The organism is Aliivibrio sp. 1S175 (genome assembly GCF_001690985.1).
Classification (GTDB): domain Bacteria; phylum Pseudomonadota; class Gammaproteobacteria; order Enterobacterales; family Vibrionaceae; genus Aliivibrio.
On sequence record NZ_MAJS01000012.1, the window covers coordinates 1 to 22,862 of the forward strand.

Consider the following 22,862-nt stretch of genomic DNA (forward strand, 5'->3'; position numbering starts at 1 on the left):
GCCATCCCTCCAATGCCGAGCATAATAGGGGTTTCTGATTTTATTGTAAAGCATAAAATGAAAAATAACGTCTGACTGCACTATTTTTGTTCGTTATGCTTTGTTTTTAACTTATTAAGCTGTTTTTCTATATAAAACAGTGGGTAGTCAGCATCTGATTTTCTTTAATTGCAGATATAAAAAATCCCTTTATAAGAAAGGGATTTTTGATTTATTATTTTTTAGGATGATAAAACCGTTTTAATTCTGAAATGCCTTGCATTAACAAAGACAATTTTGGTTTGTCATCGGCTAGGCGATTATAGTTTTCGTCGTAGACTTTATAATTACCAAAAGTATCGATCACTACCGTATTTTCATTTGTGATTAACGCGATGTTTTTTCTATCGCCAGCGAGTAACCAATTTCGCTCATTATCCTGAGTAAATAGATTCAAACCACTGCTGTAGCTTTCAGATGGCGTAGTGGTACTTAAAAAGGTTTCCATTAGCGTTGGTGCTAAATCTAAATGGCTTGATCGAGTTGTTATTAATTCAGGCTCTACTTCAGGCCAATGGATTAGCATAGGCACGCGTAATTGATACTGGCTAAAGTTAGTGCTTGCTCCCCAACTGTTTGTGTTGGTTTCATCAAACTCCATTCCGTGATTTGAGGTAATAACGACAATCGTTTTTTCCCAATCAGGAGATTGTTTTAATGCCTCTAGTACCATTTTTAATTGTTGATCTGTTTTTTGTACCGCTTTACGGTAATTAATCTCAAACACATCTTCATTTGAATTGGTTGTTGAAATTGGGCTTGTTGCATCATATTCAGACACTGAGGTTAGTTCTAAATAACTAAACCACGGTTGATCTTCTGTTTGCGCGCTAAACCAATCATTCCATGCTGTGATTGCTTTTCCATCATTCATATTCACGTTGGATTCAGCGATTTCACCGTTGGTGAAAATAATTTGTTTATAAAGTGAAGAATTAAAATTATCACCACTGAATAAGCCAAAAGAGTAATTACGATTATGTAATTCAGCTAAAATAGGAGACTCAATATTTGAATTCCTAAAATTATCTACGTAATTTCCAGGAAGACCATAGAAAAGCCCAAATAGGCTGGTTGGGTTATTGCTTGCGCTGTAATGATTATTGTAGTTTAAATTATTTTGCGCAAAGCGGGTTAGATTTGGCGTATCTGTATGGTTCAAGGTATCAGCACGAAGACTATCGATCATGATGATTTGTAAATTATAACCCGTTTGTTTTGCCTTGAATTTAATCGACTCTAACGGATAACGCATTGCTTCTTGAGCTCCGCCTACTCCTTCTTCTTGAATTTGTTTTGCTAAAGCATCACGGTCGATAAAGCCGTGTTTTTCTAAGAATGAACGAGCAGTCATTGGATATGACAGCGGGAAAGTGGCACGTTGAGCTGTTACTGGTCCATAAGCAGATGCATCTGCCCATGTATGAATTAAATGGCTGCCAATGAAGGCAACAGAAAACAGAATAGCAAAAGGGCGACCTACGTGCTTATGAGCTAATTTACGTAGCTTATTCCATACCCATTCAGATAAAGAAAGCTGAAGTAGGAACATCACAGGTACGAGAATGAATAGATATTGCCATTGTGTATTTAAATTCGATTTATCGTTATTCAATAACATATCCCAAACTAAAGGGGTGATATGTAAATGAAGGGTTTGATAAGCGTAGGTATCAAGCAATAATAATGTCATACCAGCGGTTGCTATAATGACACTTAATATCCGCATTAAGCGCTGGGATGGTGTAATAAAGGTTAGGGGAAATAAGACGAGAATATAAAACCCGAAGACTAAAAAACCAAAATGACCTATCCAGTTTAATACTAGATAGGTCTGCCCAAGTAGCGTTTCAGGCCATGGTGATTGCGATATATAACGTGTGCCAATAAGCATTGCAGCAATGATATTGAAAAAGCTGAACCAGTGACCCCAAGTAATTAACTTGGAGACTTTGTCGCCGTAGGTATTTCCGCTATCAACCATGGTAATTGAATTCTCGCTCTTAGTGAGTTTTTGGTAAATCTAATGAGCTAAGCAGTGCTTGAGCAAATTTTTCAGCGATAATTTTACGCTGTTCTGCTGGCACTTCTTGGTTTAGAACATTAGTCGCAATGTTACCAACCAACATTAGAGATAGATCTGCAGGAGAACGATGTTTATCTAATACATCGACCATCTCTGTTAGCATTTGTTCAATTTGTTTGTTGCTGTATTTAGAAGTAATAGCCATAAGTCTTTTCAGTTAATGATAGTGAAAGCGGCTTATGATAACCTACTATGTACGTCAACTAAAAACCTTTTCTATTATGAGTTTAATCCTTTCAAACGTAATTTTACATAAATTAGTAAAAAATGAGCAAGATGAGCTTGAAGTTTGTCTACGAAATCAACTTCTTGAGAATGAAGAATTTACTGAAGCCCTAGTTTCTGAGCTGCACAGAGTGTTTAATTCAAAAGCAGGTAAAGGTTTTGGTATTTTCAAGACTGAAAGTGAATTTGGTCACTGGTTAGGTTCTGTTCGTAAGAATGAAACCCCATTCTTAGAGTTTAGTAATAAATCAGCAGAAAAGCTGAAATCTGAGCTGATCAAATACCCATTTGCTGAAGAAGGTATTTTAGTTATCGCTGAATATCGTTCACTGGCAACGGAATATTTGTTTGTCGCTGTATTACCATCAAACGAAAGTATGAAGGTAACGGATCAACTAGATATTAGCTCTACTGATTACCTTGATATTGCCAAAATGGACATCGCAGCACGCATTGATTTATCAACATGGGAAACAGATTCAGACTCTAATCGATACCTTACTTTTATTAAAGGTCGAGTGGGCCGCAAGGTATCTGATTTCTTCTTAGATTTCTTACAAGCAGATGTTGGTATGGATACGAAGGTTCAAAACCAAGTATTAATGCAAGCAGTTGAAGATTTCTGTGCTGATGAACGGTTAGAGAAAGAAGAAAAACAGCAATACCGTAAGCAAGTATATGATTACTGTAATGGTCAGTTACAAGCTGGTGAAGAGTTAACGGTAAAAGAATTATCAGGTGAACTACCAACATCTGAATCGGGTTCTAATTTCTATCAATTTGCTGAAGAGCAGGGTTATGAGTTAGAAGAATCTTTCCCTGTTGATCGTACGGCATTACGTAAATTAACTAAGTTTGTGGGTGCTGGTGGTGGTTTATCCCTGAACTTTGATGCGATGTTACTGGGAGAGCGTGTTTTCTATGATCCAGAAACAGATACATTAACGATTAAAGGCACTCCGCCGAATTTAAAAGATCAATTAACACGCCGTTTAGGTTCTTCTGAATCATAGATGGTATGTATTTGTTTATGTCATAAATGTGAAAATAGCGGTATTTTTATCGTAGATATTAACTATCTAAGTTAATTTTTTTTTACAAAATGCTACCCTATCTATTCTTAATTATCATAATTTGGCTAGGTAGGGTTGTTTATGAAGCACACCTCAAAATTCTTTTCTATATTTCTATCTTTATTTGTACTTAATGGGTGTTCTTTACTTGAACTTAAAATTGAATCCCAATCGGAGCCTCTCACAACCGCGGAGTTAAATACCCGTATTTTAACTCGTGCATACAGTAAACATTTCTTTAGTGAAGTTGAATCCGCCGCAGACGAAATCTCAGCGATGTATCCGAAAGACGATACCTTGCATCAATCTTATGTCTTGTTGTGGAAAATACACGCAGAAGAGGGGTTACAACATGCAGCGTATCAAGTGTCACCGACTATTTCGTTAATTGATACATGGGTCTTTGCCGCTCAAATGGAGCAATTCTTTTCTGATGATGGAAAGGGGGCTGATGTATTTGAAGGGAATATTGATTTTAAAGCGAGTCAATTACTGCATGTCGACATTGAGGCATTAGCGAAGAAGCTATTACCAAGTTCTGAATTTAATGAAGCAAAAGACTTTATCGCACAATTTGTTGCAGATCACCCATTTGATAGCGTCGCCATGAGAAGAACCCCTGCGCTAAAAGCATGGCTAGCCGATCAAAATATTGATGAGACAGAAGCGGTAGCAACGCTTGGTTCAATGCCTGAAGCGCTTGGTGATGTTTCTGATCAACTTAGTTTAGTCTCTGAGCAAACACCAAAAATCATGACATGGAAAGCTCAGCTTATCGCGATGAACAGCAATCTGAATGGCGATGACATTAATAAAACAATGGAAAGCTTACGAAATACATCGGAGTCATTCCAAGATTTTGTCAATAATAATCCAGAATACATGCAAAATTTAGCAGAACAAATGAGTTTGCAATTACAGCCATTATTGGATGATTTAGACAATAAAACAGATGATAAGTTAAACCAGTTAAGTGCAGAGCGTATCGCTTTGGAAGCCATGGTAGCAAGAGAGCGCCAAGAGCTGGTTAATATGGTAGAGAGAGAACGAAAAGCGATTGCAGTAATTGTCTCTCAAGAGCGAGAGAAGTTCACTCAAGATCTTGACCAAGTCTCACAAGATGTGCTGACGCTTGCGATGGATAAAGTGATTGATTTGATTAAGAGCACGATCATTTACTTTATCTTGTTCATCTTGGCTATTTTCTTTGCGCCTTTAGGCTTAGGTTATTTCTTAGGGAAACGAGCGGCAGTAAAGAAAACAGTGGTATAAAAATCACAATGATGACAAATATCATGCAAAAGTAAATCAGATACAATAGACATAAAAATGCCAGTGGTTGAATTAACAATCACTGGCATTTTTCTATTTAAAACAGAGTCGTTCTATTTTTATTATGCAGTTTTTGTTTCTACTGCAATAACCTCATCTGTTTCTTCTGTGGTAATAATTGGGTCGCATTTATCAACAAACCAGCCCATGTAAGACGTAACAATCGTTACGATAATACATACAAAGCTTAACCACATGAACGGTGCGTAAGACAGTGTCGCAACACCTAAAATACTTGCCATGTAGATACCGTTATCACTCCACGGAACCATACCAGAGGTTAGCGTTCCGCCGAACTCTGCGTTGCGAGATAAGTTTTTACGTTTGTAGCCTAGGCGGTCGTAGTTTTTCGCACAAATCTTTGGTGTAAGGATAAGTGATACGTACATTGCAGAACCAAAGATGTTACCAAAGAAGGCTGTCGCAATCGTACTTGTCGCAAGTGAACCAGGACCTTGAACTCGTTTTTCGAATATTTTAGCAACTGTTTCTAGTACGCCTACTTTATCTAGCAGGCCACCAAAACCTAAACCAAAGATAATCACCGCAACAGAACCTAGCATTGAAGACATGCCACCACGATTTAAAATTGAATCAATGAAACCAACACCTGATTCAATTGAATATGGAGCCCACGCTGTATTAAATGCGGTTAAGAAGTTGATGTCTTGAACCATCACAGCCCAGATAATTCCTAGCAATGAGCCAAAGCTGATCACAGGGAAAGAAGGCATACGCATTGCTAATAGACCAAGAACAATAACCACAGGAACGAATGAGAATGGGGTGATAACGAATTGTTCTTCCATTGCTAAAATTACAGAATCTACTTGGCTCATATCCACATTACCTGCGAAATGGAAACCAAAAGCAGTAAACATAATACCAGTAATGATGTAACTGATAAGGGCAACAGGAAGCATGCCTTTAATATGCTCTACGACTTCAACACCAGACATAGAAGAAGCAAGAATTACAGAATCAGATAGAGGTGACATTTTATCACCGAAGTAACAACCTGAAAGGATAGCACCTGCAGTAATTGGAGCTGGAACACCAAGTCCTTGACCAATCCCCATCATAGCAATACCAGCGGTACCAGCAGCACCCCAAGATGTGCCCGTTGCGAGTGCTGTTAATGAACAGATAATCATCGTTGCAAGAAGGAAGATAGATGGGTGAATGGCTTTTAAACCATAATAAATGATGGTTGGAACAATACCACCAGAAATCCAAGTACCTACTAAAGCACCAACAGCCAAGAGAATTAATACCGCTCCTAGTCCATTGGAGATGCCGTTTAGAGCTGCTTTTTCTAAAGATTTGTAATCATGACCTAACTTGATACCTAATGTAATGATAATGAACCAACCAATATAAAGTGCTAATTGGATAGGTAAATCAAGTTTAGCCGTGAATGAAAAGGCAAGAAGTAGAAATAGCCCTAAAGAAATAATTACCTGCGTTAGCGAAGGTAATTTTGTCGTTGCTTGCTTCATGTATAAAGCCTCTTTTTTGTATGCATGAATAAAATTCATACGATAAGGGATTGTGTTTCCTAAACGAGATGCACTTTACCTTATGATCAACAATAGATCGATTAAGTATGACTTATTTGTGATTTTCATCTCTAGCACTGTTAAGTTACTCACTTTAAAGTGAATAAATGGTTAAATTTTGTAATTTAAATGCAATGTGTTTGAATTTAACGCGATGTTAATCATTTATTTAATGTTAATTTTAAGTCATTTTTGTGGTTATTATTTTTATAATTAGGCTCTTTTTTAGAGTAATCGTTTGCTTTTGTTTTTATCTGTGATGTTTTATGAAGTGTAACGGGATATTTTTATAATCAAATGTTGGTTTTTGAGAGGTTTGTTTTATTTTTTATAGTTAAAGATTAAAAAATAACTTTTATTTGACGGTAATGTGAATGAGATGACTAAGTTAATTTTAAAAGTGTTTATATTTTGCGCGTTAATAGAAGGTAAGGAGTCTCTAATGAGAAGAAATATGATGCATAAAATAAATAAAATACAACAAATAGTGCTTGAGATTTTTTTCTGTTCATCATATAGATGGAGTAAGCACTTTTTATTTTATTAATTACAGGGAGAGTACAATGAGAGTAGGTTTAGTCGGCTGGCGCGGAATGGTGGGTTCAGTATTAATGCAGCGTATGGTTGAAGAGCGTGATTTTGACCATATTGATCCTGTATTTTACACCACATCACAAGTCGGAATTCCAGCACCAAACCTTGGGAAAGATGCCGGTTTACTGCAAGATGCTTTTGATATTCAATCGTTATTAAAATTGGATGCAATTATTACCTGTCAAGGTGGTAGTTATACTGAAAAAGTATACCCAGCACTTCGTCAAGCAGGTTGGAAAGGCTACTGGATTGATGCCGCGTCTACATTACGTATGAAAGATGATGCGATTATTACGCTTGATCCAGTGAACTTTGATCAAATTCAACAAGGTATTCATGCAGGTACTAATACGTATGTTGGTGGTAACTGTACGGTTAGCTTAATGCTAATGGGTCTTGGTGGCTTATATAAAGCGGGTTTAGTTGAGTGGGTGAGTGCAATGACGTATCAAGCAGCTTCTGGTGCTGGTGCGAAAAATATGCGTGAGCTAATTTCTCAAATGGGCGTAGTGAATGATTGCGTGACATCTGAACTCGCAAACCCTTCAAGCTCTATTCTAGATATTGATAGAAAAGTAGCAGAGACAATTCGTTCTGATTCTTTCCCAACCTCAGAGTTTGGTGCTCCATTGGCGGGTTCGTTGATCCCTTGGATTGATGTGAAGCGCGAAAATGGACAGAGTAAAGAAGAATGGAAAGCAACCGTTGAAACCAATAAAATCCTTGGTCTACAAGATTCTCCAATTGCGATTGATGGTACGTGTGTACGTATTGGTGCAATGCGCTGTCACTCACAAGCACTGACTATTAAGCTAAAACAAGATGTACCGATGGATGAGATTGAAGAGATCATCGCAACGCATAATGATTGGGTTAAAGTTATTCCAAATGAGCGTGATATTACTGCTCAAGAGTTAACACCTGCAAAAGTAACAGGTACGCTATCTGTTCCTGTTGGTCGTTTGCGTAAAATGTCGATGGGTAATGATTTCTTAAACGCCTTTACCGTCGGTGACCAATTACTATGGGGTGCAGCAGAGCCACTTCGTCGTACATTGCGTATTATTCTTAACGAAAAGAAATAATCTCTGAGTAGAATTAATAGCATTAGTTTATAGAACAAAAAAGGCTTCCCATGAGAATATCAGGGAAGCCTTTTTATTATAACAAGATAACCTTGTTACAAGATTTTAGTGAGTTAACTCGCCACGTAAACTTTGCTGCATCATGGTACGCATGGTTTCATAAGGCAAATCTTTACTTAGTAGGTAGTGAAGTTTAGCTAGTGCAGCTTCAGGGGTCATATCATAACCGCTGATCACTCCTGCATTAGCAAGCGCACAACCTGTTGCGTAACCGCCCATGTTTACTTTTCCTGATAAACATTGAGTTAAGTTTACAACGACAACGCCACGCTCAGAAGCCTCTTTTAATTGTGCTAAAAGCTCTGGGTTTTGTGGTGCATTACCGACACCAAAAGTCAGTAATATCATGGCATTCACAGGTTGGCGTAATGTATTTTTAATCACTTCCGCTGAGATACCCGGGTACATGGTTACGACGCCGATAGGTTGTGGCGTAATATTATTAACCGTAAATTCACCTTCTGGCTGTTTATTGATTTCTGCACCGTTGATTTGGATATTAATACCCGCCTCAAGTAATGGGGGTAAATTTGGAGAAGAAAAAGCGTCAAAACCATCTGCATGAGATTTTGTACTGCGATTACCACGGATTAATTTGTTATTGAAAAATAAGGTTACTTCATTAATTGGGTAATTAGCCGCAATATGTAATGCGTTTAATAGGTTGCTTTGGCCATCTGAGCGAAGTTCAGCAAGAGGAATTTGAGAACCCGTTACAATCACTGGTTTTCCTAGATTCTCTAGCATGAATGAAAGAGCTGATGCTGTATAGGCCATGGTATCCGTACCATGAAGAATTACAAATCCGTCGTATTTATCGTAGTTAGCACGAATATCATCTGCAATACGTTGCCAATCTTCTGGCGTCATATCAGATGAGTCAATTAATGGCTCATATTCGTGAATGGTGAAAATAGGCATTTCTGCACGGTGAAACTCAGGCATTTGCTTTAATTGGTGCTGCATAAAACCTGATGCTGGAACGTAGCCATGATCATCAGATTTTAACATGCCGATTGTGCCGCCTGTATAGGCGATGTAAATGTGTTTTCTTTCCATAATAACAACGGTACAGAGTTATGGGAGGTGGTGCGATTATACTGGTGATTAGACATAAAGAAAGCCCGACATGTGTCGGGCTCGTCATGCTTTTACAGATTACTGCAATTGAGGCAGAACAGATATTGCCCTTTTGGGTCATTAAAGTTATTTAACGTGTTAACATCTGTTACAACTTTGCTGATGGTTGGTTGCAATGCTTCTGGTGCTAACGAGAAAAGCTCTGTTTTTATATTAGCGCTAAAGCTCATGCTTAGTTCTTCAAGGAATAGCTCCATTGGAGATAACGGCTCTTTAACCCAATATAAATTATATGATTCCATATTAGCGAGTTGAGCGGCTGCTTGAACGGCATCATCAAAGTCACCTAGTTGGTCAACTAATCCATATTTAAGTGCATCTTTGCCGGTCCAAACTCGACCTTGCGCTACTTTATCAACCGCTTCTAGAGACATATCACGATGATCGCTAACCAGTTTAATAAAGCGGTGATACCCATGCTCGATACCCAGTTGCATTACTTGGGCAACATCATCACTTAATGGTCGAGTTAAACCAACACCATTAAACGGAGAAGTAGAAATACCATCGTTATGGATCCCCATTTTATCTAACCCTTTTTCAAAGGTTGTTAAAATACCAAAGATACCAATAGAGCCAGTAATGGTTGTTGGTTGGGCAATGATTTTATCGGCACTTGCAGAGATCCAGTATCCACCAGAGGCAGCAACACTCGACATAGAAATAACAACAGGTTTGCCAGCTTCCTTTAAAGCATCTACTTCATTACGTATTACTTCAGAGGCGAATGCACTACCGCCAGGGCTGTCAACGCGAAGAACAACGGCTTTTACTTTATCATCTCCACGAGCTTGACGAAGTAGGGCCGCTGTTGAGTCTCCACCAACAGTGCCTTGGCGTTGAGTTCCATCCATGATTGGTCCACTTGCCACAACAATAGCGATATCTTGAGCATCAGGGATAATCGTAGGACGCACACTTGAACGGTAATCGTAGTAGCTTATTTGCTTAAAGCTGTCGTATCCATTTGAGCCAAATTCGGCAATCATATCTTTACGAACTTCTTGGCGAGTCGCTAGCTTATCAACTAAACCAAGCTCAACCGTCATTTGTGACAAGTCCCCATTGAGTGTCTTTAATTTTGCAATGAATTGATCCATTGGCATGGTTAACGTTTTAGCATCAATTTGTCGATTAGTTGAGACATCATCTAAATACGCATCCCATAATTGGTTTAACCAAACAGACGTTGATTCTTTTGCAGCATCAGACATGTCATTGCGAAGATAAGGTTCAACAGCCGATTTATAAGTACCCACACGGAAAACATGAGTGGATACGTTTAGCTTCTCTAATAGCTCTTTATAGTAAAGAGTATATGCACCGTAACCACGCAATAAAACGGTACCATCAGGCGCCATAAATACTTTATCTGCATAGCTAGCTAGATAATATTGACTTTGATTGTAGTAATCACCAATCGCATAAACCGGTTTTCCTGCAGCTTTAAAGGTATTAATCGCTTTTGCAATGTAACGAAGCTTGGTTAAGCTAGTTTCATTCATCTCTTTTAAATGAAGAACTAAGCCAGATACATTGTCATCATGAGCAGCAAAACGGATGGTATCGACAATATCAAATAACACATTTTCTTGTGATTTTTGACTGCCTAATAGATCAGACGTTACTCGCTCTAATGGCTCGCGAAATTTACTTTCTTCAACGATTGGTCCTGCTAAATCAAGAATTAAGGCTTTCTTCTCAATCTGCTGAGTTTCAATATTATGTTCATCGTTACTTAAAAAAGTGAACGCAATCAACCCTATGAGGCCGAGAAAAAATAGATTTAAGACCAGTTGACGCGTAAAGGAAAGTAACTTCCATACCGCTTGAAAACATTTTGCTATGAAGTGGAATAACCCTTTCATATTGTTCCTTATTATTAGTTTAAACTCTGTCTATATCCTACTCTAAGAGATAAGGAAAGTAACTAGATGAAAGAGTTCTAAATGAGAATTAGTTTTATTAAGAAAGTATAAGACCAAAAGATTTGATGAATGTTGCATATTTGTGAAAACTTAATTGTAGCAGAAGCCGATAACTATTATTCTGGTCAGACCACAATAATTATAAAAGCGATGGATTGTTATGACGTACCCACACCTTTTTCAGCCGCTAGATTTGGGATTTACTCAGTTAAAAAATCGAGTCTTAATGGGATCGATGCATACTGGATTAGAAGAAAGTAATGATGGATTTAAAAAGCTATCAGCCTTTTATGCTGCACGAGCTAAAGGGGGTGTAGGCCTGATTGTTACTGGTGGATTTGCTCCTAATTTTCGAGGACGTTTAACACCATTTAGTGCTCAATTTAGTTCTTCTGGAGCCGCAGATAAACATAAAGCACTTACAACCGCCGTGCATGATAATGGCGGGAAAATTGCTCTTCAATTGCTCCATGCTGGCCGTTATGCGATGCATCCACTTGCGTTAAGTGCTTCAGACATACGATCCCCTATTGGTATGTTTACACCTTCCCAAATGAGTGAACGTCAAATTAATAAGACGATCCGTGATTTTGCAAATAGCGCATATTATGCCAAACAAGCCAATTATGATGGTATTGAGGTTATGGGGTCAGAAGGGTATCTGATTAATCAGTTTATCTGTGCACGTACCAATATGCGCTATGACGATTGGGGCGGAAATTATCACAATAGAATGCGTTTTCCATTAGAAATAGTCAAAGCAATACGAGACAAAGTTGGAACGGACTTTATTATAATATTTCGTTTATCAATGCTTGATTTAGTAGAACAAGGCAGTACATTTGAAGAAGTCGTTGAGTTAGCTCAAGCCTTAGAGAAAGCCGGTGTAACTATTTTAAATACAGGTATCGGTTGGCATGAAACAAGAATTCCAACGATAGCAACGCAAGTGCCACGTGCCGCATTTAGCTGGGTAACCGAAAAATTGAAAGGTAAGGTATCTATTCCCCTAATTACTTGTAACCGTATTAATACACCTGAAGTTGCTGAGCATATATTGGCATCAGGGCAAGCTGATATGGTGTCGATGGCTCGTCCATTTTTAGCGGATGCAGAGTTTGTTAATAAAGCAGAGCAAGACAAATCAGAATTAATTAATACGTGCATTGGGTGTAATCAGGCGTGTTTGGATCATGTATTTAAAGCGAAGAGGGCGACTTGTTTAGTTAATCCACAAGCCTGTTATGAAACTGAATTAGTTTTAGACCCTGTCAGTTTAAGTAAGTCCATTGCGATTATTGGAGCTGGAATGGCTGGATTATCGTGTGCGACGTCGGCGGCAGAACGTGGTTATCAAGTTACGGTATTTGAGCGTAGTGATCGTATCGGTGGTCAATTTAATTTAGCGATGCAAATCCCAGGCAAAGAAGAATTTAAAGAAACGATTCGTTATTTCTCTAACAAAATTGATCATAAAAATATTATCGTCAAACTGAATTATAACGTTGAGTTGGATGAATTACGTCAGTTTGATGAAGTGGTTGTTGCAACAGGGGTTAAACCAAGAACACCACAATTAGAAGGGAGTGATCACCCAAAAGTGATTGATTATCAAACTTACATTAAAACGCAACCGACATTGGGTCAGAAAGTGGCAGTTATTGGTGCGGGTGGGATTGGGGTTGATGTTGCAACCATGATTACTGAACCAGAGAACACCACTCTTGATGAATGGCTGAAAGATTGGGATATCGATAAAAATATAGAATTTGAAGGTGGCCTCAAACCCCAAGAGAGTTACCAAACAACACGAGAAGTGTGGTTAATGCAACGCAGAAAAGGCAGTGTAGGTAAAGGGCCAGGAAAAACAACCGGTTGGATCCATAAGCGGACGTTAGAAAAACGTGGCGTTCATATGCTGGCCGGTGTTGAATATCTTAAAGTGAATGATGAAGGGTTATACATTCGCCAAAACAATGAAGTTAAATTATTAGATGTTGATCATGTCCTGATGTGTGCAGGGCAAGTCTCTGTAAATGAGTTAGTTGAAATATTAACGTCTGCTGATATTGCTCATCATGTTATTGGTGGTGCTGAGCATTCCGGAGAACTTGATGCGAAACGAGCTATTCGTCAAGGTGTCGAGTTAGCTGCGAAACTTTAAGTCATACCAATTTCAACAAGTTAGATAACAAAACTTGATAACTGTCTATTCATACAGGTATAGTGCTGATGTTATTCACAACATCAGCACTTTTTTATGTCACGATTATTTATTGCAGAAAAACCAAGTTTAGGCCGAGCGATTGCCGCCGGTCTGCCAAAGCCACAGAAGAATCAACAAGGTTACATTGAATGTGGCAATGGGGACATTGTTACGTGGTGTATTGGCCACTTGTTAGAACAAGTAGAGCCTGATGCTTATGATGATAAATATAAATCGTGGCGTATGGAGCATTTACCTATTGTTCCAGAAAAATGGCAACTTCGTCCAAGAAAATCCTCAAGTAAGCAACTTACTGTTATTCGGAAATTACTGAAAACAGCGTCTCAAGTCATTCATGCGGGTGATCCAGATAGGGAAGGTCAGCTATTAGTTGATGAAGTATTAGATTATTTAAAGTTGTCTAAAACTAAAAAAGCAGCCACTCAGCGTTTATTAATCAGTGATTTAAACTTACCTGCGGTGAAACGTGCATTAACGTCAATGCGAAGTAACCAAGAGTTTATTCCTCTCTCTATCTCTGCCTTAGCACGCTCTCGTGCTGATTGGTTGTATGGCATGAACATGACTCGTGCTTACACCTTGTTAGGCCAACGTGGTGGTTATCAAGGTGTCTTATCCGTAGGACGTGTACAAACGCCAGTGTTAGGCTTAGTGACCCGTCGTGATGAAGAGATTGCTAATTTTGTTCCTAAAGCGTATTTCACATTAGAAGCATTAATTCCTTATCAAAACCCTCAGTTGAATGATGGACAAGCGTTTGATATTCGATCGAAGTGGAAACCAAGTGAAGCGTGCCAACAATGGCAAGATGAAGAAGGGCGCGTGCTCAGTCTTAAATTGGTAGAAAATGTAGCTCAGCGAATTGCGAATCAACCAGCAATCGTAACCAAAGCTGAAAATAAAGAAACCAAGCAAAATGCCCCTTTGCCCTATTCTTTATCATCACTGCAAATTGATGCGGCTAAGCGATATAACTTAAGCGCTCAACAAGTATTGGATGCGTGTCAGGCGTTGTATGAAAAGCATAAATTAATCACTTATCCGCGTTCAGATAGCCGTTACCTACCTAAAGACCATTATAAGCAACGTGAGCAAGTGTGTGCCGCCATTGGCAATAACGATACGCAATTATCAAGTGCTGTAACTAAGGCTGATCTGACTCTAAAGTCACGAACTTGGAACGACAGTAAGGTTGATGCACACCATGCAATTATTCCTACTCCGAAATCAAGTGGTTCGGCGGGGCTTTCTGGCTATGAAGAAAAGATTTATCATCTAATTGCTCGTCAGTATCTCATGCAATTTTATCCTGCTGCTGTCTATGCAGAAGCTGAACTTGTGTTTGATATTGGAGGTGGTGTATTTGTGGCGAAAGGCAAGCAAATGTTATTTGCAGGGTGGCGTGTTTTGCTGGGTAAATCTCAAGCACAAAATAGTGATGATGTAGCGCACAAGGTGCCGCCATTAAAAAAAGGGGAAGTACACACCTGTCGTGAAGGTGAAATTAACCACAAAATGACAGAGCCCCCTAAGTATTTTACGGAAGCTACGATATTGCAAGCGATGACAGGAATTGCACGCTTTGTTGAAAATAAAGAACTGAAAAAAATTCTAAGAGAGACTGATGGATTAGGAACTGAAGCAACGAGAGCGGGTATATTAGATACCTTATTTAAACGCCAATTGTTGCTTCGTAATGGAAAAAATATTCATGCCAGTGATGCAGGGAAGGGCCTAATTAATGCTTTACCTAATGAAGCAACTTACCCAGATATGACCGCAAATTGGGAGTTTCAACTGCAAGGAATGACGGAAAAAACCTGTTCTTACCGTCCGTTTATGTCTGAATTGGAAACGAAGGTATTAAACTTTATGCAAGGGGTGCAGCAAGGCCCGGTGCCTGATTCACTAAAAACGCTGAAAAGTTCATCAAAGCCTCAGTTTAAGCGGCGTAGAAAAACAAAGAAATCATAAAATTAGATCCGCATCATCGCATAATATAAAAGAATAAATTAAGGTGCCTTCTTGAATATTACTATTAATAGAATTTAAGAAGGCAATATGACTTTTAAGCATGTAATTGGTTTTGGTGTGGCAGGAAACTTTGCTGGGCATTTAGAGCAAGCGGGAGAAGCAACTGATTTTTTAAATGTTAAAGTTGAAAATGCAATTCAACCTAAAGCTTTATTCCCTTTTTATATCCCTTCGGCAAATGCTGGCTTTTTATCTCAATATCCACTTTCTTCTGATTCAATTATTCCGCCAAATGATGCTGATAATTTACAAATAGAGCCAGAAGTTGCTATCGTTTTTGATATTACATATCAAGATAACAAAGTGGTTGCTTTAACTCCCGTAAAATTTGCAGCGTATAATGATTGTTCTATTAGAAAGCCCAATGCGAAAAAAATCAGTGAGAAGAAAAACTGGGGTGCAAGCACAAAAGGGATCTCTAAAAACTTTATTGAATTATCCTCTTTCACAAAAGGGTGTGAATTAGATACTTACCGTATAGCTAGTTTTCATATTAGAAACGGCCAAGTGAATCGATATGGAGAAGACAGTGCTGCGATTGATTACAGTTATTTTCATGAGCAATTAAATGATTGGATGATTGATCGTATGAATAATCAAAAAGATGAGGGACCAGCTGAAAATCTGGCTCTTTATTTGTCTGATGCTGATTACCCTCAGCAAACGATTATTAGTATTGGAGCGACTCGATATACCCCATTTGGTGAAACTAATTTTTTACAATCAGGCGATGAAAGTATTGTTGTTGTGTATAACGGAGATAAATATAATTCAAAAGATATTGAAGATATGGTGAGTAAGAAACACTTTGCTACACTAGAAATATCAGTATTATCTCAGATAGTTAGATAAGTTAATCGTTCTTATTTTGACGATTATATTCTGTCATATCAATGTAAAAGGTCTTGTTTTTACAAGATCTTTTACAAAAATATAGGTACTATAGTCTGTTCATTTTGTGTTAAAGAATTTATCTATGCCAAAAACAAATTTAAAATATATTTTTATGATCCCGACACTATTTCTAGTGCTGATCTTAAGTATTGTTTTAAATAACCACATTAGCTCGGTTCAAAGACAAGTGAATCGGGAATATGACCGCATTATTGATTCTTTGCAGCGTTCCATAAAAGTAATGGTTTCTCTTGATTATAATTTATCTCAATTATACAAACAGAGTACGGGAAAATTTTATAATCATAATATGAGAGTAGATGAGGATGCTGGATTATGCATTATTCATCCTAATAATGATATTGAAGCGGTTATGGATACTCAAGAGGTCTCTGTTCCTGAAACGAGGTTAGATTATAGCATCGCGGGAATTACAGAATTATGTGATCCTCAATCTGAGCTATATAAATTAGCCTCTAAAAAAGTGACGCTTGCCCCTGTTATTTCTTTTATTCATGATTATGAAAACTATCTTCATGGTATTTATTTTATCTCTAAATATGAATACATTATATCCTCCCCAAGAGTCATCGCAGAGAATTTGTCAAAGCAAAGCCTAGAGACTATCTATTCTCGACCATACTGGAAAAATAGTATGAAAAATGGGAATGCAAAAGATATAACCTTTACTCCTCCTTATACAGATGCTTTTTTTGATGGATTAGAAGTACTGACCTTTTCAACACCTATTTATTACAAAGATTTATTTAAAGGTGTATTAGTTATAGATTTGTCGGTAGATAAATTATTGCATTCAGACAATGAAATTTCAAAACATATTCAACTACTCGACAGTGATCAATATGAACGTTTTGAACAATATAAATTTATGCAACCAATTACGTTGAATGACACGAATTTTACCTATTTTCTATACTATAAAAATTCGATAGAAGAAGAGTTAATCGGTTTTATTTTGCATGATGCAAAGACATTAATTTTAATTTTAGTTACTTATATTCTTGCTGTTTTATCAATGTTTTATTACCAAAGCCGATTATCTCATCGATACTATCGAGACTTAGCAAAACAAGATCCTATGACCGGTCTTTATAATCGACGAGGTTTTGAAATAAGTTTGAAAGATCGTGTCGTTAAGACATTTGTCGGTTTTGCGTTATATGACATCGATGATTTTAAACAAATTAATGATGTATTTGGTCATGATGTTGGTGATGATGCCATTAAATACGTAGCTAAAATTTTGAATAAAAGCGTTCGAGATAGTGATATTGTTTCCCGGTTTGGCGGTGAAGAATTTGTTATTTGTATTAATGCAGACTCGCGGGCAAGTTTAGAAAATATTTGTGAACGAGTGAGAAAATCAATTCAAGATTCATCCGGTAAAGTCGTAACTGGTGGTTTTACTGTATCTGGAGGGGTTGCTATTATCGATTCTCATCAAGATTTCTCGTTTGAAAAAGTGATAAAGAAAGCGGATGATTTACTTTATAAAGCGAAAGAAGACGGAAAAAACCGAGTTTATTTCTCATAAACTCGGAAGTTAACTATTAGCTGACTTTTTCTAATTCTTGATATAAACGAGCAACGATGGGTTCTGGTTTTTTATGGCTTCTAATATCCATAAAAATATCTTTTGCTTCAGAATATTCTTGACGAAGATAAACTAGCCATTGTTTTACTCGATTAGAGTAATATTGACCTTTATCTCCAGCCATTTGTAACTTTGAGTAATGAATCAGCAATGCGATCACTTCTGGCCATGGCATTGGAACATGGTTATGTTTTACGACATTACCCAAATTAGGTACGTTAAAAGCGCCTCGGCATACCATTAATGAATTAATACCAGTTGCTTCAATACAACGTTGACCATCTGCATAATTCCAGATTTCCCCATTGGCAATAATAGGAATATCTACTTTTTGGCGAACTTGGTTGATGTAATCCCACTTAATTTCTTCTGCTTTATAGCCATCGACTTTCGTTCTTGCGTGAATAGTTAGTTCATTTGCACCTGCTTGTTTAATCGCATCTGCAATAGCAAAGCACTCTTCGGGCTTTTCCCAGCCTAATCGGATTTTTGCAGTTACTTTTTTATTACTAGGTACTGCATCTCGACAAGCTTTGACAATTTGATAGATTAATTCAGGATCTTTTAAAAGTGCAGCACCACCACGGCTTTTATTAACCGCTTTGGCTGGACAACCAAAATTTAAATCAAGACCGTCAGAACCAAGATCAATTGCTCGTGCCGCGTTTTCTGCCATCCAATTAGGTTCTTGTCCTAATAATTGCAGACGAATAGGGGTTCCAGATTTAGTTTTACTGTCGTTATGTAATTCTGGACAAATTCGATGGAAAACATGAGGGGGTAAGAGTTGATCAACGATTCGAACAAACTCAGTCACACAGAAATCATAATCATTAATCTCTGTTAATAGCTCACGCATTAGATGATCGAGAACGCCCTCCATAGGGCCTAGTATTACTTGCATATCCCACCTCTTTTATTGGAGGTGGGATTGTAGGGGGAAAGGTAGGGGATGTCACTTATTTTGATTTATTATAAAGTTTCACATATGTTTCCCCTGTACTTGGAGAGTAGAAAAGCTCATTTCCAGTTGACGTTGAATTGTTATAATCACTGACATATGAATAGAAGCACTCATTAGAGGCGGTATACCCATATTGAATGTCAGCTTGAATATTAGTAAAGGTATTATAAGGTTCGATACTTAAATCTTGATTTAATAGAGCATTCCAAAGTTCACCGCAACCTTCCCCCGTAATTATTCCATAATGTGTGGTACCCAATGGAAAGCCTTCATTTGATGGGTAAATAGTTTTGTCAGCGAAAATAACGCCAACCGCTGAACTTGCAGAAGGCTCACCTTGTAAGACCCATGCCTCATTATACAAGTTTACAGCAGCAGTGAAGGCGGAAAATACCCCTGCGGCTCTAGATTCATGAGCATCATCTTGTAGATTTAAAAACTTGGGAGCAGCGGTAACCGCTAAAATCCCCAAAATTACAATAACAACAACTAGCTCAATTAAAGTAAATCCTCGATTTTTTTTCATAGGTTTCTCGACAGCAAAATAAAAAATAATAACGGCACTTAGGCTCTAATAATTATTTACGTTATACTACGCCGAAAACTTAATTTCGGAAGTGAATCAATCATGAAATATCAATTAATTACGTTAGATAGCGTTAATTTAGACTGTTCAAGTCTCTTTCTTGAAGGTGTGGTACTTGCTGCAAATATGGCAACGAAGCCATTAGCTCCAGAAGCATGGTTAGGTGACATAATCGGTGCAGATAACGCGCTTGAAATGATCAAACCGATTTCACAGCAAATTGAGCACCAATATTTATTACTTAAACGTAATGAATACGAAGTGACCGAAATCGTTAATTTTGATGATCTTGAAGCGGTCGCTGACTTTGCTGAAGGTTTCATGACATTATGGCCAACGGTTGAAGAGTTATGGGCTGATCTTAAGGTAGCTGATGGTACGATGCGAATGCTGTCTGCATTACTGACGACTATGATGCTTGCCGTTGACGAAAAAGAAACTCATCGTCAAATGGCAGAAACCGGAATTGATACCCCTCCAACGCTAGAGCAGATGTTACCTAAAATTGATTTTATGATACAAGAAGTAGCAATGGCTGCGGATGAATACCAAATTGGTTATAAAGGCCAAAAGGTAAATCCATATAAAGATGTGGGCCGTAATGATGCTTGCCCGTGTGAAAGCGGTAAGAAATTTAAAAAATGTTGTGGTAAATAGCTACATTTATATTTTTCTTCTTTAAATAGAAAAGCCATCTGGTAATCATTACCAGATGGCTTTTTTGTTACTTCAATATAATACCAATTAACATAAGAACCTGATCATTATGGTTAATATTAATGAGTATAACTTTTTAATTACGCACGTTTCTTATTGAAAAATTGAGCAATAACAAAAATTGTTAAAGCAACAAGGTTACTCGCAAAGATAATGACTAACCATTGCGGCATTGTTAATGTTAAGAATTGCCAAACAATTTTACTGCAATCACCATACGCTTCAAACATCCAAGGGGCCCATTTGTTCAGAGGGGCCCATGATGGAAATGTCACAAATAAATCACAAGTGGCAAAAGGTGATGGGTTCAGTTGAAAATCAACGTGTTGCATGGCTAGTTTTAAACCCCAACCGGCACTTACTCCCCAGGCAATGAATCCACACCAACGAATGACTATATTGTTTGGGTTAAGTAAACCAATAATAGCGGCCCCACCAATTCCCATCATAGCGACACGTTCATAGATACACATAACACAAGGTGGCAATTTCATGACATGTTGAAAAGTAAGAGCCGCGGCTTCAAAAAAGGCAATACATAAAAGCAACAAAAGCCATGATAGGCGAATGCGAGAGAAATAATTAAGGGTTTGCATTTTTATTCCTTGTAAAAATAAAGGCCCCGTATAAACAGAGCCTTTTCTATCAAAAGTGGTTATACCTTATTAATGACCACTAGAAACTGCAGAAGTTGCACTTTCTATTACACCATGTGTAATCCATCCTAGATCGTAGAACATTGCTGTCATCGGTTCAAGGAAGAACATAATACCGAATAAGCCAACAAGTGCTAATACAATAGTATATGGTAAGGCCATCCATACCATACGTCCGTATGATAATTGGATTAATGGTGCAAGTGCTGATGTTAATAAGAATAAGAATGCAGCTTGTCCATTTGGAGTGGCAACAGAAGGTAGGTTTGTACCTGTATTAATCGCGACAGCTAATAAATCAAACTGGTCACGAGTAATTTGGCCATCTAGCAACGCACTTTTCACTTCATTAATATATACAGTACCAACGAATACATTGTCAGAAACCATAGATAGCAAACCATTAGCGACATAGAACAAGGCAAGTTGTGCGCCTTTATCTTCAACAGCGAGTACTGAATCAATAATTGGTTTAAACAACTCTTGGTCAATAATTACAGCAACAATCGCGAAGAAAACAGCCAATAAAGCGGTGAAAGGTAATGCTTCTTCAAATGCTTTACCCATTGAATGTTCTTCGATTACGCCAGTAAATGCCGTAGCTAAGATAATAACGGATAAACCGATAAGTCCAACTGCTGCTAAGTGGAGTGCTAAAGCAACAATTAACCATACAGCGATAATTGCTTGAACAATGAGTTTGGCATTATCAATATTAGTGCGGTTTTTTCGTTCTTCAGATTCATATTCTTCAAGAATATTTCGTACATTAATGGGTAATTTTGTTCCGTAGCCACAGATCCCAAACTTTTCAACGGCAACACAAGTTAGCATGCCACAGATAAAGACAGGAGCGGTGATTGGTAGCATTCGGATAATAAATTCACCAAACATCCAACCTGCTTGGTCTGCGATGATTAAGTTTTGGGGCTCACCAACCATTGTCATTACACCACCAAGAGCCGTACCGACACCTGCGTGCATAAGTAAACTGCGTAAAAAAGAACGGTAGTTTTCTAAGTCATCACGAGATAACTCATCAGTTACGTTAGAGTCACAGGTATGATCGTGTGTGGGTGTACCACCTTGACCTGATGCGACTCGGTGATAAATCGCATAGAAACCAACGGCGACACTGATAACAACAGCGATTACAGTTAGTGCATCAAGAAAAGCAGATAAAAATGCAGCGGTAAAACAAAATGCAGCAGATAACCCTGCCTTTGATTTGATACCAATCAGTATTTTAGTAAATATAAACAGAAGCAATTGCTTCATAAAGTAAATACCGGCAACCATGAAAACAAGCAATAAAAGTACTTCAATATTAGCAACTAATTCATGTTTAACTTGTTCTGCACTTGTCATTCCAATCGCTATAGCTTCAATCGCTAATAAGCCACCAGGCTGGAGTGGATAACATTTTAACGCCATTGCTAAAGTGAAAATAAATTCAACAACTAATAGCCAACCCGCAGTAAATGGGTCTACGAAAAAGAAAACCAGAGGGTTAATGATTAAAAAGGACAGTATTGCAAGTTTGTACCAGTCGGGGGCTTTACCAAGAAAGTTTTTGATAAATGCATTCCCTAGCGAAATAGACATGTGATGCTCTCTACATTATTACGTTGGTTATATAAAATAAGGGCAAGTAGGGAGTTGATAATAATCGTCTAACATATTGTTATTATTTAAAATAAACAACTATTTAGAAAAATAACAAAAAAAACTAAATTTTACTATTTTGCCAAATAACTACCTAAACATACTTAACCCTAAGGTAAACGGTTGAACTTTACTCTTTATAAATCAATAGTCAATATTTGGAAATAGGTAAATTGATCAAAATGTGCCTTTGGTCGGTTTTATGAGTAAAACCGATAGAATAGATAAACAAAAAGGGTTATTTAGTATTGATTTTTCAGAGTGATTAGTTCTTAGAAGTGGAATAAATGTGTATAAAATAGAGAGTTGAATTAATAAGTGGTTAAGAAATTATTGATCTGGTGGTATGATGAGTAAAGTATTTTATATAAAGAACGGATTGT

Annotated in this window: 17 protein-coding genes; 8 read left to right on the forward strand and 9 right to left on the reverse strand. The window is 37.6% G+C overall.

Annotation, left to right across the window (positions count from 1 at the left end; translation table 11 throughout):
- Positions 1–214 precede the first annotated feature (214 nt).
- A complete protein-coding gene (locus A6E06_RS06095) occupies positions 215–2,023 on the reverse strand; it encodes a DUF3413 domain-containing protein (RefSeq protein WP_065592937.1) in 1,809 nt (602 codons plus the stop codon).
- Positions 2,024–2,042: 19 nt separating this feature from the next.
- The gene (locus A6E06_RS06100; RefSeq protein ID WP_065592938.1) at positions 2,043–2,270 is read right to left on the reverse strand and encodes a YejL family protein; all 228 of its coding nucleotides are present in this window, start codon (positions 2,268–2,270) and stop codon (positions 2,043–2,045) included.
- A 76-nt stretch (positions 2,271–2,346) separates the two neighbouring features.
- Here A6E06_RS06100 and yejK point away from each other — a divergent pair, with 76 nt between their 5' ends.
- Complete coding sequence (gene yejK, locus A6E06_RS06105) at positions 2,347–3,363, forward strand: nucleoid-associated protein YejK (protein WP_065593002.1); 1,017 nt, start codon at positions 2,347–2,349, stop codon at positions 3,361–3,363.
- Positions 3,364–3,504: 141 nt separating this feature from the next.
- On the forward strand, positions 3,505–4,695 hold the full coding sequence (locus tag A6E06_RS06110; RefSeq protein WP_065592939.1) for a chemotaxis protein: 1,191 nt from the start codon (positions 3,505–3,507) through the stop codon (positions 4,693–4,695).
- A 122-nt stretch (positions 4,696–4,817) separates the two neighbouring features.
- On the opposite strand, the gene nhaC is transcribed toward A6E06_RS06110, so the two are convergent.
- Complete coding sequence (nhaC, locus tag A6E06_RS06115) at positions 4,818–6,254, reverse strand: Na+/H+ antiporter NhaC (RefSeq protein ID WP_065593003.1); 1,437 nt, start codon at positions 6,252–6,254, stop codon at positions 4,818–4,820.
- 623 nt (positions 6,255–6,877) lie between these two features.
- On the opposite strand from nhaC, the gene asd reads away from it, so the two are divergent.
- On the forward strand, positions 6,878–7,993 hold the full coding sequence (gene asd / locus A6E06_RS06120) for an aspartate-semialdehyde dehydrogenase (RefSeq protein ID WP_065592940.1): 1,116 nt from the start codon (positions 6,878–6,880) through the stop codon (positions 7,991–7,993).
- Between the two features lie 105 nt (positions 7,994–8,098).
- Here the strand turns inward: asd and ansA are convergent, their stop codons facing one another.
- On the reverse strand, positions 8,099–9,112 hold the full coding sequence (gene ansA, locus A6E06_RS06125; RefSeq protein ID WP_065592941.1) for an asparaginase: 1,014 nt from the start codon (positions 9,110–9,112) through the stop codon (positions 8,099–8,101).
- 92 nt (positions 9,113–9,204) lie between these two features.
- Positions 9,205–11,061 carry a signal peptide peptidase SppA gene (sppA, locus tag A6E06_RS06130; protein WP_065592942.1) on the reverse strand — a complete coding sequence of 619 codons (1,857 nt, stop codon included), beginning with the start codon at positions 11,059–11,061 and terminating at the stop codon, positions 9,205–9,207.
- 220 nt (positions 11,062–11,281) lie between these two features.
- On the opposite strand from sppA, the gene A6E06_RS06135 reads away from it, so the two are divergent.
- The 4 genes from A6E06_RS06135 (at position 11,282) to A6E06_RS06150 (ending at position 17,831) form a co-directional block, all read left to right on the forward strand.
- Complete coding sequence (locus A6E06_RS06135; protein ID WP_065592943.1) at positions 11,282–13,285, forward strand: NADPH-dependent 2,4-dienoyl-CoA reductase; 2,004 nt, start codon at positions 11,282–11,284, stop codon at positions 13,283–13,285.
- A gap of 96 nt (positions 13,286–13,381) precedes the next feature.
- A complete protein-coding gene (locus tag A6E06_RS06140) occupies positions 13,382–15,322 on the forward strand; it encodes a DNA topoisomerase III (protein WP_065592944.1) in 1,941 nt (646 codons plus the stop codon).
- An 87-nt stretch (positions 15,323–15,409) separates the two neighbouring features.
- Positions 15,410–16,234: a DUF5718 family protein gene (locus A6E06_RS06145; protein ID WP_065592945.1), complete on the forward strand. Its 825-nt coding sequence runs from the start codon at positions 15,410–15,412 to the stop codon at positions 16,232–16,234.
- Between the two features lie 124 nt (positions 16,235–16,358).
- Positions 16,359–17,831, forward strand: a complete 1,473-nt coding sequence (locus A6E06_RS06150; RefSeq protein WP_065592946.1) for a sensor domain-containing diguanylate cyclase — start codon at positions 16,359–16,361, stop codon at positions 17,829–17,831.
- Between the two features lie 16 nt (positions 17,832–17,847).
- On the opposite strand, the gene dusC is transcribed toward A6E06_RS06150, so the two are convergent.
- A complete protein-coding gene (gene dusC / locus A6E06_RS06155; protein ID WP_065592947.1) occupies positions 17,848–18,795 on the reverse strand; it encodes a tRNA dihydrouridine(16) synthase DusC in 948 nt (315 codons plus the stop codon).
- Positions 18,796–18,850: 55 nt separating this feature from the next.
- On the reverse strand, positions 18,851–19,381 hold the full coding sequence (locus A6E06_RS06160; protein ID WP_065592948.1) for a type II secretion system protein: 531 nt from the start codon (positions 19,379–19,381) through the stop codon (positions 18,851–18,853).
- Between the two features lie 102 nt (positions 19,382–19,483).
- Here A6E06_RS06160 and A6E06_RS06165 point away from each other — a divergent pair, with 102 nt between their 5' ends.
- Complete coding sequence (locus A6E06_RS06165) at positions 19,484–20,098, forward strand: SEC-C metal-binding domain-containing protein (RefSeq protein WP_065592949.1); 615 nt, start codon at positions 19,484–19,486, stop codon at positions 20,096–20,098.
- Between the two features lie 140 nt (positions 20,099–20,238).
- Here A6E06_RS06165 and dsbB read toward each other — a convergent pair whose 3' ends face one another.
- Positions 20,239–20,754, reverse strand: coding sequence for a disulfide bond formation protein DsbB (dsbB, locus tag A6E06_RS06170; protein ID WP_065592950.1), 516 nt, complete (start codon positions 20,752–20,754; stop codon positions 20,239–20,241).
- A 69-nt stretch (positions 20,755–20,823) separates the two neighbouring features.
- Positions 20,824–22,419 carry a Na(+)/H(+) antiporter NhaB gene (nhaB, locus tag A6E06_RS06175; protein WP_065592951.1) on the reverse strand — a complete coding sequence of 532 codons (1,596 nt, stop codon included), beginning with the start codon at positions 22,417–22,419 and terminating at the stop codon, positions 20,824–20,826.
- Positions 22,420–22,862 lie beyond the last annotated feature (443 nt).

Coding starts and splice junctions, on each gene's coding strand:
- A6E06_RS06135 (WP_065592943.1), top strand. CDS start 11,282: ATGACGTACCCACACCTTTTTCAGCCGCTAGATTTGGGATTTACTCAG.
- asd (WP_065592940.1), top strand. CDS start 6,878: ATGAGAGTAGGTTTAGTCGGCTGGCGCGGAATGGTGGGTTCAGTATTA.
- nhaC (WP_065593003.1), bottom strand. CDS start 6,254: ATGAAGCAAGCAACGACAAAATTACCTTCGCTAACGCAGGTAATTATT.
- yejK (WP_065593002.1), top strand. CDS start 2,347: ATGAGTTTAATCCTTTCAAACGTAATTTTACATAAATTAGTAAAAAAT.
- A6E06_RS06095 (WP_065592937.1), bottom strand. CDS start 2,023: ATGGTTGATAGCGGAAATACCTACGGCGACAAAGTCTCCAAGTTAATT.
- ansA (WP_065592941.1), bottom strand. CDS start 9,112: ATGGAAAGAAAACACATTTACATCGCCTATACAGGCGGCACAATCGGC.
- A6E06_RS06100 (WP_065592938.1), bottom strand. CDS start 2,270: ATGGCTATTACTTCTAAATACAGCAACAAACAAATTGAACAAATGCTA.
- A6E06_RS06160 (WP_065592948.1), bottom strand. CDS start 19,381: ATGAAAAAAAATCGAGGATTTACTTTAATTGAGCTAGTTGTTGTTATT.
- A6E06_RS06150 (WP_065592946.1), top strand. CDS start 16,359: ATGCCAAAAACAAATTTAAAATATATTTTTATGATCCCGACACTATTT.
- sppA (WP_065592942.1), bottom strand. CDS start 11,061: ATGAAAGGGTTATTCCACTTCATAGCAAAATGTTTTCAAGCGGTATGG.
- nhaB (WP_065592951.1), bottom strand. CDS start 22,419: ATGTCTATTTCGCTAGGGAATGCATTTATCAAAAACTTTCTTGGTAAA.
- dsbB (WP_065592950.1), bottom strand. CDS start 20,754: ATGCAAACCCTTAATTATTTCTCTCGCATTCGCCTATCATGGCTTTTG.
- A6E06_RS06110 (WP_065592939.1), top strand. CDS start 3,505: ATGAAGCACACCTCAAAATTCTTTTCTATATTTCTATCTTTATTTGTA.
- A6E06_RS06140 (WP_065592944.1), top strand. CDS start 13,382: ATGTCACGATTATTTATTGCAGAAAAACCAAGTTTAGGCCGAGCGATT.
- A6E06_RS06145 (WP_065592945.1), top strand. CDS start 15,410: ATGACTTTTAAGCATGTAATTGGTTTTGGTGTGGCAGGAAACTTTGCT.
- dusC (WP_065592947.1), bottom strand. CDS start 18,795: ATGCAAGTAATACTAGGCCCTATGGAGGGCGTTCTCGATCATCTAATG.
- A6E06_RS06165 (WP_065592949.1), top strand. CDS start 19,484: ATGAAATATCAATTAATTACGTTAGATAGCGTTAATTTAGACTGTTCA.